Genomic DNA, 11992 nt, shown 5'->3' with positions numbered 1-11992 from the left:
CCTGACGCAGAAAAGATGTCCGCGCTTACCCCCGCAGAAGTGCTGTACGAAGGCGTTACCCCTCCGGCGATCCTGCCCTGCTGCGATCACTACGCCGGCAGCGAAAAGCTGATGCTGAAGTCGCTTGCGCTGCAAGCGGAACTCGGGCCGGTATTCGACGTCACGCTCGATTGCGAGGACGGCGCGCGCGTGGGCCACGAGGCCGAGCATGCGGAACTCGTCGCGGCGCTCGTCGGCGGCGACGCGAACCGCTTCGGACGCGTCGGCGCGCGCATCCACGACATTTCCCATCCGCACTGGCGCGACGACGTGCGCATCATCCTGCGCGCGGCGCGCCCGCCCGCGTACCTGACGCTGCCGAAGGTCGGCAGCGCGGCCGACGCAGCCGAAATGTGCGCGTTCATCGAGGCGTCGCGCCGCGAACTCGGCATTGCGCAGCCGATTCCCGTCGACGTGCTGATCGAAACCCACGGCGCGCTCGCCGACGCGGCAAAGATCGCCGCGCTGCCGAACGTCGCGACGCTGAGCTTCGGCCTGATGGACTTCGTTTCCGCTCACCACGGCGCGATTGCCGACGCGGCGATGCGCACGCCCGGCCAGTTCGATCATCCGCTCGTGCGCCGCGCGAAGCTGGAAATCGCCGCCGCATGCCATGCGCATGGCAAAACGCCGTCGCATAACGTGACAACCGAGGTCCGCGACGTGCAGGTGGTCGCCGGCGACGCGCGGCGCGCCCGCGACGAATTCGGCTACACGCGGATGTGGAGCATCCATCCCGCGCAGATCCGCGAGATCGTCGCCGCCTTCGCGCCGCGCGCCGGCGAAATCGCGCGCGCAACCGAGATCCTGCTTGCCGCGCAGGCGGCCGGCTGGGGGCCGACGCGCCACGATGACGCGCTGCACGATCGCGCGAGCTACCGTTACTACTGGTCGGTGCTGCGCCGCGCGCAAGCCACCGGCCAGCCGCTGCCGGCGGATGCCGCGCCGCTCTTTCGCGGCACGGATGAACGGACGCCAACGATGGGGAACATCAAAATATGAATCGTGCAGGATCGCGCAAAAGCTGATTTTGCACGGCTAAATAGGTGAAAATAGCGGCCGCTGTGCGTTCCGGGGCGCGTGCAGTTCAACCCGGTGGACGTGCGTGTGTCCGCCGTTGCTAACTGATTAACATAAGGCTTTGATTCCATGAAGAAACTGCTGATCGCCACTGTCATTGGCGCGCTGTCCGCCTCGATGCTGGCCGCGGCGCCTAGCGCAGTCGCGCAAACTTCATCGTCCACCGCCAAGAAGGCCACGCCGAAGCGCCCCGCGCCGAAGCGGCGTCTGATTCCGCGCAGCAAGAAGGCGCAAGCGGCCGCGGCAGCCAAGGTGGATCCGGTGCCGGAAGGATCGGTCAAGTGGTCGTGCAAGGAAGGCCTGTCGTATGAACTCGCCGGCGACATGAAACGCGACCAGATCGTCACGGTCCACTGGGCGAGCAAGAACTACAAGCTGCCCCGCCAGCAAACGACGACGGGCGCGGACGTGTTCTACGATCCGGCAAGCGGCATGAAGCTCGTCGTGATCCCGACCAAGGGGATGCTGTTCAGCGACAAGGACGACAGCCGCCTCGCCGACGAATGCAAGACGGCCGAAATGGCTGCGGCCGGCACGGCCGCGCCGACCCAGTCGAACGAACTGAAGACCGGCAACTGAGGCCGCGCTCGGCAGTCAAGCTATCTTGCATGGGACCGGAATAAGTGCAAAAACGCCGATTCCGGCCGACCGCCGCAGGGCGGGACTAGGCGCTGAAGCGCCAATTCCCGCCAACTGCGGCATGGGACCGGAGTAGGCGCTGAAATGTCGACTCCGGCCGACCGCCGCAGGGCGGGACTAGGCGCTGAAGCGCCAATTCCCGCCAACTGCGGCATGGGGCCGGAGTAGGCGCTGAAGCGCCGACTCCGGCCGACAGGAGCCTAGATGTCCGCCCCGATTCCGAACGTCCGGCCCGCGCCGGATCCAGTGCTGGTCGATATCGCCGACTACGTGCTGAACCATCGCATCGACAGTGCGCGCGCGCTTGATACCGCGCGCCACTGCCTGATCGATACGCTCGGTTGCGGGCTCGAAGCCCTCTCGTATCCCGCTTGCACGAAACTGCTCGGGCCGATCGTGCCGGGCACCATCGTGCCGAACGGCGCGAAAGTGCCCGGCACGTCGTTCCAACTCGATCCGGTGCAGGCCGCATTCAACATCGGCACGGCAATCCGCTGGCTCGACTTCAACGACACCTGGCTCGCCGCCGAATGGGGCCATCCGTCCGACAATCTCGGCGGCATCCTCGCCACGGCCGATTGGCTGTCGCGCACCGCCATCGCGGCGGGCAAGCGGCCGCTCGCGATGAAAGACGTGCTCGTCGCAATGATCCAAGCGCACGAGATTCAAGGCTGTATCGCGCTCGAAAATTCGTTCAACCAAGTCGGCCTCGATCACGTATTGCTCGTGAAGGTTGCGTCGACAGCCGCCGTCGGCCGCCTGCTCGGCCTGAGCCGCGACGAATTGATCAACGCGCTGTCGCTTGCGTTCGTCGACGGCCATCCGCTGCGCATCTACCGCCAAGCGCCGAACACGGGCTCGCGCAAGTCGTGGGCAGCAGGCGACGCGACGTCGCGCGCGGTGCGTCTCGCGCTGATCGCTAAAACCGGCGAGATGGGCTATCCGTCGGCGCTGAGCGCGCCGACATGGGGCTTCTACGACGTGCTGTTCGGCGGCAAGCCGTTCACGTTCCAGCGTCCATACGGCACCTACGTGATGGAAAACGTGCTGTTCAAGATTTCCTATCCGGCCGAGTTCCATGCGCAAACGGCCGTCGAAGCCGCGATCGCGCTGCACGCGCAATTGGCCGCCGCGGGCCGCACGGCAGACGAAATCCGCCGCGTGACGGTGCGCACACATGCGGCCGCGATGCGGATCATCGACAAGCAAGGCCCGCTCGCGAACCCGGCCGACCGCGACCACTGCATCCAGTACATGATCGCCGTGCCGCTCCTCTACGGCCGCCTGACGGCCGCCGACTACGAGGACGGCGTCGCCGCCGATCCGCGCATCGACGCGCTGCGCGCGAAGATCGCATGCGTCGAGGACCCGCAGTTCACGAAGGATTACCACGATCCGGACAAGCGTTCGATCGCCAATGCGCTGACGATCGAATTCGACGACGGATCGAGGCTCGCCGAGGTGGCGGTCGACTATCCGATCGGCCATATGCGGCGCCGCGCAGATGGCATTGCGCTCTTGATCGACAAGTTCAAGACGAATCTCGCGCGCCGCTTCCCGGCCAAGCAGCAACAAGCGATTCTCGACGTGTCGCTGGATCAGGCAAAGCTCGAGGCGATGCCGGTCAATGAATACGTCGATCTGTATGTGATCTAGCCGTCAAAGCCGTCAAATACAGAATTCTTTCCTAGCCTCAAACCCAGGAAGACACCATGGCCCACAATCTCCACAAGACTCTCAAGGAATTCGACACCGGTTCCGGCAAAGAAGGCAAATTCTATTCGCTGCCGAAGCTCGGCCGCGAACTGAAGACGAAGATCGAGCGGCTGCCCGTCTCGATCCGGATCGTGCTCGAATCCGTGCTGCGCAACTACGACGGCAAGAAGATCACCGAAGAGCATATCGAGCAGCTCGCTAACTGGAAGCCGAATGCGAAGCGCGTCGACGAAATTCCGTTCGTCGTCTCGCGCGTCGTGCTGCAGGACTTCACCGGCGTACCGCTGCTCGCCGACATCGCCGCGATGCGCGGCGTCGCGAAGCGCGCGGGCAAGAATCCGAAGAAGATCGAACCGCTCGTGCCGGTGGATCTCGTCGTCGACCATTCGGTGCAGATCGACTACTTCCGCCAGAAAGACGCGCTCGATCTGAACATGAAGCTGGAGTTCCAGCGCAACAACGAGCGCTACCAGTTCATGAAGTGGGGCATGCAGGCATTCGACACGTTCAAGGTCGTGCCGCCGGGCGTCGGCATCGTCCACCAGGTGAACCTCGAATACCTGGCGCGCGGCGTCCATAAGAAAAAGAACGGCGACGATACGGTCTACTACCCCGACACCCTCGTCGGCACCGACAGCCACACGACGATGATCAACGGCATCGGCGTGGTCGGCTGGGGCGTGGGCGGCATCGAGGCCGAAGCGGGCATGCTCGGCCAGCCGGTGTACTTCCTGACGCCGGACGTGGTCGGCGTGGAGCTGAAGGGCAAGCTGCGCGAAGGCGTGACGGCCACCGACCTGGTGCTGACGATCACCGAAATGCTGCGCAAGGAAAAGGTCGTCGGCAAGTTCGTCGAATTCTTCGGCGAAGGCACCGCGTCGCTCGCGCTGCCGGACCGCGCGACGATCGCCAACATGGCGCCCGAATACGGCGCGACGATGGGCTTCTTCCCGGTCGACGAGAAAACCATCGACTACTTCAAGGGCACGGGCCGCACCAAGGCGGAAATCGCCGCGTTCGAGAACTACTTCAAGGCGCAAGAGCTGTTCGGCATTCCGAAGGCAGGCGACATCGACTATACGAAGGTGCTGACGCTCGATCTGGCCACTGTCGCGCCGTCGCTCGCGGGCCCGAAGCGCCCGCAGGACCGCATCGAAATCGGCAACGTGAAGTCGACGTTCACCGAGCTGTTCTCGAAGCCGGTCGCGGAAAACGGCTTCGCGAAGAAGGCCGCCGACCTGACGGCCGACTACAAGACGTCGAACGGCGTCAACGTCAAGAACGGCGACGTGCTGATCGCCGCGATCACGTCGTGCACGAACACGTCGAACCCGAGCGTGCTGCTCGCCGCCGGCCTGCTCGCGAAGAAGGCCGTCGAAGCGGGCCTCACCGTCGCGCCGCACATCAAGACCTCGCTCGCGCCGGGATCGCGGATCGTCACCGAATACCTGACGAAGACGGGCCTGCTGCCGTACCTCGCGAAGCTCGGCTTCGAAGTGGCCGCCTACGGCTGCACGACCTGCATCGGCAACGCGGGCGACCTCACGCCGGAGCTGAATGAAGCGATCACGAAGAACGACATCGTCGCGGCGGCCGTGCTGTCGGGCAACCGCAACTTCGAGGCGCGCATTCACCCGAACATCCGCGCGAACTTCCTCGCTTCGCCGCCGCTCGTCGTCGCGTATGCGATCGCCGGCAACATCACGAAGGATCTGATGACCGAGCCGGTCGGCCAGGGCAAGGGCGGCAAGGATATCTACCTCGGCGACATCTGGCCGTCGAGCGACGAAGTCCACGCGCTGCTCAAGTACGCGCTCGATCCGAAAAAGTTCGAGGAGAACTACGCGCAGCTCACGAAGAAGGGCGACCTGTGGAGCAAGATCGAAGGCGAAAGCGGCCAGGTGTACGACTGGCCGAAGTCGACCTATATCGCGGAGCCGCCGTTCTTCGGCAAGGACTTCTCGATGGCGCCGGCCGCATCGATCGCCGCCGTCAAGGGCGCGCGCGCGCTCGGCATCTTCGGCGATTCGGTGACGACCGACCACATCAGCCCGGCAGGCTCGATCAAGGAAGACTCCCCGGCCGGCAAATGGCTGAAGGAGAACGGCGTGCAGAAGGCCGACTTCAACAGCTACGGCTCACGCCGCGGCAACCATGACGTGATGATGCGCGGCACGTTCGCGAACGTCCGGATCAAGAACCTGATGATCCCGGCGAAGGCAGACGGCACGCGCGTCGAAGGCGGTCTGACGATCCACCAGCCGAGCGGCGAGCAACTGTCGATCTATGACGCCGCGATGAAGTACATCGATGCCGGCACGCCGACCGTCGTATTCGCAGGCGAGGAATACGGCACCGGCTCGTCGCGCGACTGGGCGGCAAAGGGCACGCAATTGCTCGGCGTGAAGGCGGTGATCGCACGCAGCTTCGAGCGGATCCACCGCTCGAACCTCGTCGGCATGGGCGTATTGCCGCTGCAGTTCAAGGGCTCGGACAGCGTGCAATCGCTCGGCATCACCGGCGATGAAACTTACGACATCGAGGGCCTCGGCGACAATTTCAAGCCGCAGCAGGACGTCACGCTCGTGATCCATCGCAAGAATGGCGAAACGAAGCGCGTGCCGGTGCTGCTGCGCATCGATACGCCGATCGAAGTCGACTACTACAAGCACGGCGGGATCCTGCCGTTCGTGCTGCGCTCGCTGCTGGCCGCATAAGCCAAGCTGCTTGCGCGGCAACGCCGCGGCCCGCAGCGATGCGGGTGCGCGGCCGATCATCGAAAGCCCGGCCCCGGCCGGGCTTTTGTTTTTCTCGTGCATTCTCGCGCCCGGTTGGCGGGCCGGCGGTTACGCCGATCCGGACTTCCGGCCGAACCGCGACGATGCTCGACGATGCGCGGGCGTCATCGTGCACGCCGGCACATCGCGCATGCCGCCGCACTGCCCGGCATGGACCGCGTTCAGCGCGGCCAATGCCGGCGTGAAACGACGGCGAAGCTGATGGCGATCGCGCCGGTCGCCCCGCGCGGCGGCATGTCGGGTATCGCATCGCCAAAGCGCCGGCGGCCGCGCCGGTGCGACGAGCCGGCATCCAATGCCGAAGGCGTTTGTGGCGCGTCGCGGCGGGCCGGCGCTTCGGGCGGATCGGCGCATACCTGCATCGCACGCGGCAGGCAACTGGTCGAGCTTCGGATAGACATGGCGGGAGACGGTTTCAAGAAGAGCGTCTGCATATTGAACGCGCTTCGAATCGATCAGTAAAATGAATGTTTTGATCGATATAATCGCTTTTTAGAATGGAACTGAAACTGCTGAGAGCCTTCCTGACGGTGGCCGAACTGCGCCATTTCGGCCGCGCGGCCGATGCGCTGCACATTAGTCAGCCCGCGCTCAGCAAGCAAATCGGCATGCTGGAGGCGAGCGTCGGCGGCAAACTGTTCGAGCGCGGGCGGCACGGCGCGGTACTCACTTCGTTCGGCGAAACGTTTCTGCCCGATGCGCAAATGCTCGTGCGCGACGCAGACGAGATTCTGTCGCGCGCACGGGAATCGAGCAGCGGCCGGCGCGGTCATTTGCGCATCGGCATCTGTATGTCCGTCCTGACGATCGTGCCGCGGCTCATCGCCGACTTCCGCGCACGGCATCCCGGCGTCGCAATTACACTGAGCGATCTTTCCTCCGCCGAGCAAACTCGCCGCCTACTCGCGGGCAAGCTGGACGCCGGTTTCATGCGTCTGCCGCCCGCGGACGGATTGTCGTCGTTCAAAGTCATTGACGAGGGGCTGGCGCTGGCGCTGCCGTCGCACCTTCGCCATACACGGGTGCCGGGCGACCTCTGCGTGCTCAATGAAATCGGCTTCATCGCTTTGCAGCGGGCGCGCGGACCCGGCCTCGCCGCCCAGATCGACCGGTGGTGCGTCGAGCGCCGGTTCGTGCCGAATGTCACGCAGCAAGCCGAAGACGTTCAGTCAGTGCTCGCGTCGGTCGCTGCCGGCGTAGGCGCCGCATTCGTTCCTTCGAGCGCGCGGCATCTGCTGCGCGATGCGACGATCTTGCCGCTTCCCGGCAAGAACGCGAAGTGGCGCGTGGGGCTGGCCTGGCCTGCGACGCGGGACGATGCCGTGACCAAGCAGTTCGTCTCGTTCATGCGTGCCGCGCTGAAAAATGCTTGATCGATATTGCGTTTTCCGGTCTGCCGGACGCTTGATGTTTCGGCCTCTGATGCGGCTAAATCGACTCGCGCGTCCGCGCCATGCAACCGCCGTTGCGCGGCCTGCTCACGATAGCGCTTGACCAGTCGTGCGCCGGAGCCGCCCGCGCCGCCCTCACGCGCGCCGCTCGCCCCGGAAAACGCCCTTGCCGTCGCGCTGCGCCCGGCTCATGCATCGCCCCTACTCCCGCTCCGCCTCCGGCGCGACACCCGCGCCAGCGCGATGCGACGGCGCCAGCAGCCGCAGCCCGCTTGCCAAACTCGCCGCGCCTGCGAAAAATGCGCCCAGCGTCAGTGCAAGCGTCGGCCCATGCGAGCCCGCGATGCCGAAGCACAGAGCGACGAGCGCCGCGCCGGTGGCCTGTCCGATCAAGCGCGCGGTCGCGATAATGCCGCTCGCACCGCCGCTGCGCTCGGGCGGCGCACTGGCCATCAGCGCTTTCAGATTCGGCGACTGGAAAAAACCAAAACCCGCGCCGCACAACATCATTCGCCAGCCGATATCGATCACATGCGGATAAGGCGGCAACGCCGCAAGCCACACCATTCCCGCACTCAACAACGCCAGCCCGAGCGCGCCGAGCAACCCTGGCGGATAGCGGTCTGACAACCGGCCGGCAACCGGCGCGGCCAACGCGACGACAGCCGACCACGGCGTCATCAGGAATCCCGTCTCGACAGGGCTTCGGTGCAACACGCTCTCGAAGTAAAACGGTAGCGATACGAACGCGAGCCCTTGTGCGGCAAACGCGCATACAGCAGTCACCGCCGATAGCGCGAACACCGGCCGGCGAAACAGATCGACGGGCAGCATCGGCGCGGCCCGGCCCGCCTCGCGGCGGATCAGCAGCGTGCCGAAAACGAGCGCGACGGCCGCCGCAATCAGCACGACATGCGCGGAGCCGCGCTGGGCCGCCTCGCCAAGCGCGAAGATCAAGGCCGCAAACGTCATGACATTGAAGCCTGCGGCAAGCGGATCGAAGCCCTGCGCACTGCGCTGCGTCCGCGGCAATGACGGAATCGCCACCGCGAGCGCAAGCACGCCGAGCGGCACGTTCACCGCGAACAACCACGGCCACGCGGCTACCGACAGAATCAGCGACGCCACCGTCGGCCCGACCGCGAACGACACGCCGACGATCAGCGCATTCAGCCCAACACCGCGTCCGAGCCGATGCGGCGGGTACAGATAGCGGATCAACGCGGTATTGACGCTCATGATCGCACTCGCACCGAGCCCCTGCACGATCCGCGCGGCGATCAGCATCGGCAACGTCGACACGAGCGAGCATGCGAGCGATGCGAGCGTGAACACGAACAGCCCACCGACATAGACACGCTTATGACCGACGATATCGCCGAGCGCGGCGAACGGCAGCAGCGTCGCCACCATCGCAAGCTGATATGCATTGATGATCCAGACCGACGCGGCGGGCGCGGTATGTAAATCGGCGGCGATCGCGGGCAGCGCGGTATTGGCGATCGCGGTATCGAGCGTGGCGAGCGCGACGGCAAGCATGATCGCGGCCATCGCACGCCAGTTGAACGCCGGCTGCACGGCACCGGCGGCAAAAGCGGTTTCGGACAAGATTGGACTCGGCAGACAGGCGACGCGCCGCTACATCGCAAATCGAGCGGCAACACGGCATGGAATCGTGCCGTGTCCTGCATTGTTGCAGAGGCGTCAGGATTCTGCAGACGAACGTCCGAACCGATTAGAAAACCGAAAGCTTGATAAGCGGCGGGCAGCCTTGCACAAACGGGCAATCGGCCGGCCGGCGGCAGCCTGCCTGCCGCTCACGCCGACAAAAACCAAGGGAAAACCCTATAATAGCGACCACACGTATCGCATCCGATGCGGGGCGCGCCACCGAGCCCCTCTGCGGTTCATTCTGACCGGGCAATTCCGCCATCCCTCCATCATGAAACGAATCGGCATATTTTTCGTCGCAAGCTGGACAGCTGCCGCGATGCTTTATCTCGGCCGGCACTCGGTGCCGATGATCGCGCTGAGCGGCGTAGTCGCGCTTGCGGGGTTTGACCTGCTGCGCCCATGAAGCGTGACGGCTTCGGCGCGCAGGCTGCTCAAGCGGGCGCTTGCGGCGGTATGCCGAAAAGAAAGCTGTCGCATTCACGCATCACTTTCTTTCATTAGCCATCCCGATCATTTTCATCTCCCCTTCTTTTTCCTTCCTTCTTCGTCCACGCACCAGATAGTGAACAGTCCCCCCATTTTTCCTCCGTTGAAACTAGCAGTTATCTGAAACAAGGCGTTCGCATACGCTTGGCGCGCTCACGTCCCCACAAGGGCCGTCGAGCCCAATAACGTCGCACTTTCTCAAAAGGACACACCCGATGAAAAAGAACGCCTGCTTCGCCCTCCCCTTTTCGTCGTTGTGCAAGCGCGTTGCGTGTGGTTGGCCGCTCGCGCTGGTCGCCGGCGCCGCATACGGCGCAACGGATTGGGTCGACACGCACACTCATGCATTCCTGAACCACGCGCAGACCGAAGCGCTCACGCGCAACGCGAACCCCGCATCGCTCGAACTCGTCCCCGGCGAAGCGGTGCGCATCGTGGTCAGTCTGAAGCTGCGCCATGCCGAGCAATTGCAAACGATCGCACGCAACGTCAACAATCCGCATAGTTCGCAGTACCGGCAATTCATCACGAGCCGGCAATTCCTGTCGGATTACGCGCCGACCGACGCGCAGGTCAAGCAAGCTGCCGATTATCTGCGCAAGAACGGCTTCGTCGATATCGCCATCGCGCCGAACCGGCTGCTGATCTCCGCACGCGGTACGGCCGGCGCGGTCAAACGCGCGTTCAATACGCCGCTCGTCCACTATCAATTCGCCGGCCGATCCGGCTATGCGAATACCGCCGCGGCCCAGGTGCCAAGCGCGCTCGGCGGTGTCGTCGACGCCGTGCTCGGGCTGCAAAACGTCGCACGCGCGCGGCCGCTGCTGAAAACCGGCACGATCGCGAAACCGCAGGCGGCCGCAGCCGGCACTGCGACCGGCCACTACCCGTCCGAATTCCCCGCGCTATACGACGCATCGGGCGTGCCGACGGCGGCGAACGCGACAGTCGGCATCGTGACGATCGGCGGCGTTTCGCAAGCGATTCAGGATCTGCAGCAGTTCACAAGCGCGAACGGCTATCCGGCGGTCAACACGCAGACTGTACAGACAAACGACGCCGGCACAAGCGGCAGCTACAGCGACGATCAGGAAGGCCAAGGCGAATGGGATCTCGACAGCCAATCGATCGTCGGCGCGGCAGGCGGCCGGGTCGGCCAATTGGTGTTCTACATGGCCGACCTCAACGCGCCCGGCAATACCGGGCTCACGCAGGCATTCAATCGGGTGGTGTCGGACAACGTCGCGAAGATCATCAACGTCTCGCTCGGCTGGTGCGAGAACGATGCGAATGCGGACGGCTCGCTCAGCGCCGAGGAACAGATCTTCACGCAGGCAGTCGCGCAAGGACAAACGTTCTCGGTATCGTCGGGCGACGAAGGTGTTTATGAATGCAACAACCGCGGCTATCCGGACGGCGCGAATTACTCGGTATCGTGGCCTGCTTCATCGCCGCACGTGCTCGCGATCGGCGGCACGACGCTCTACACGACGTCATCCGGCGCGCTGTCGAGCGAGACGGTATGGAACGAGGGGCTCGATAGCGCCGGCAAGCTGTGGGCGACGGGCGGCGGCGTCAGCACGATTCTGCCGAACCCGTCGTGGCAAACAGGCAGCAACCGCCAGTTGCCCGACGTCTCGTTCGACGCTGCACAAAGCACCGGCGCGTACATCTACAACTATGGGCAGATTCAGCAGATCGGCGGTACGAGCCTCGCCGCCCCGCTTTTCTCCGGTTTCTGGGCTCGCCTGCTGTCCGCGAACGGTGCGGACCTCGGCTTTCCCGCCGCGAGCCTGTACAACTCGATTCCATCGAATCCGTCACTCGTGCGGTATGACGTCGTGTCCGGCAACAACGGCTACGACGGTTATGGCTACAACGCCAGCCGGGGCTGGGATTACACGACCGGCTGGGGCAGTCTCGATATCGCGAATCTGAATCGACTGATTCAGTCAGGCGGTTTCAGATAAGCAGCCCTCACGAGCGGCGCGTCATGCGCCGCCCGAGATGAGGCGCCGATACATCATAAAGACCCACCCTCTTAAAGCAGATCGAAATTTAGTCGTGCGGATCATCATGCCGGTTGCCTGCTTCCTTCATCGGCCATGCACGACATCACGGAACCCGTTCGGCACACAGCGGCTCACCCGAGCCGCCGCCCGCTCCATT

Annotated in this window: 10 protein-coding genes; 9 read left to right on the top strand and 1 reads right to left on the bottom strand. The window is 64.4% G+C overall.

Features of this window, described 5'->3' with window-relative positions:
* The first annotated feature begins 15 nt into the window (after window positions 1-15).
* The 7 genes from AQ611_RS18130 to AQ611_RS18100 all read left to right on the top strand — a co-directional run bounded on the left by AQ611_RS18130 (window position 16) and on the right by AQ611_RS18100 (window position 7645).
* Window positions 16-1041, top strand: a complete 1026-nt coding sequence (locus AQ611_RS18130) for an HpcH/HpaI aldolase/citrate lyase family protein (RefSeq protein ID WP_069235592.1) — start codon at window positions 16-18, stop codon at window positions 1039-1041.
* A gap of 147 nt (window positions 1042-1188) precedes the next feature.
* Window positions 1189-1698: a hypothetical protein gene (locus AQ611_RS18125; RefSeq protein WP_059572700.1), complete on the top strand. Its 510-nt coding sequence runs from the start codon at window positions 1189-1191 to the stop codon at window positions 1696-1698.
* Between the two features lie 264 nt (window positions 1699-1962).
* Window positions 1963-3414, top strand: coding sequence for a bifunctional 2-methylcitrate dehydratase/aconitate hydratase (locus tag AQ611_RS18120; protein ID WP_069235591.1), 1452 nt, complete (start codon window positions 1963-1965; stop codon window positions 3412-3414).
* Window positions 3415-3470: 56 nt separating this feature from the next.
* The gene (gene acnA, locus AQ611_RS18115; RefSeq protein WP_059514976.1) at window positions 3471-6191 is read left to right on the top strand and encodes an aconitate hydratase AcnA; all 2721 of its coding nucleotides are present in this window, start codon (window positions 3471-3473) and stop codon (window positions 6189-6191) included.
* A 10-nt stretch (window positions 6192-6201) separates the two neighbouring features.
* Complete coding sequence (locus AQ611_RS25705) at window positions 6202-6474, top strand: hypothetical protein (RefSeq protein ID WP_069235590.1); 273 nt, start codon at window positions 6202-6204, stop codon at window positions 6472-6474.
* Entirely contained in the window at window positions 6474-6734 is a 261-nt protein-coding gene (locus tag AQ611_RS26780) for a hypothetical protein (protein ID WP_069235589.1), read from the top strand. Before AQ611_RS25705 ends, AQ611_RS26780 begins: the two co-directional genes overlap by 1 nt.
* A gap of 35 nt (window positions 6735-6769) precedes the next feature.
* Window positions 6770-7645: a LysR family transcriptional regulator gene (locus tag AQ611_RS18100; protein ID WP_069235588.1), complete on the top strand. Its 876-nt coding sequence runs from the start codon at window positions 6770-6772 to the stop codon at window positions 7643-7645.
* A 219-nt stretch (window positions 7646-7864) separates the two neighbouring features.
* On the opposite strand, the gene AQ611_RS18095 is transcribed toward AQ611_RS18100, so the two are convergent.
* Window positions 7865-9271 carry an MFS transporter gene (locus tag AQ611_RS18095; protein WP_069235587.1) on the bottom strand — a complete coding sequence of 469 codons (1407 nt, stop codon included), beginning with the start codon at window positions 9269-9271 and terminating at the stop codon, window positions 7865-7867.
* On the opposite strand from AQ611_RS18095, the gene AQ611_RS26170 reads away from it, so the two are divergent.
* Both AQ611_RS26170 and AQ611_RS18085 read left to right on the top strand, forming a co-directional pair.
* Window positions 9201-9740 carry a hypothetical protein gene (locus AQ611_RS26170; RefSeq protein WP_180978113.1) on the top strand — a complete coding sequence of 180 codons (540 nt, stop codon included), beginning with the start codon at window positions 9201-9203 and terminating at the stop codon, window positions 9738-9740. The genes AQ611_RS18095 and AQ611_RS26170 overlap by 71 nt on opposite strands.
* Window positions 9741-10038: 298 nt before the next feature.
* Entirely contained in the window at window positions 10039-11793 is a 1755-nt protein-coding gene (locus tag AQ611_RS18085) for a S53 family peptidase (protein ID WP_069235585.1), read from the top strand.
* Window positions 11794-11992 lie beyond the last annotated feature (199 nt).

Origin of the sequence: Burkholderia singularis (genome assembly GCF_001718875.1) — a bacterium.
Classification (GTDB): domain Bacteria; phylum Pseudomonadota; class Gammaproteobacteria; order Burkholderiales; family Burkholderiaceae; genus Burkholderia; species Burkholderia singularis.
This window is presented reverse-complemented; position numbering and strand designations above follow the sequence as displayed.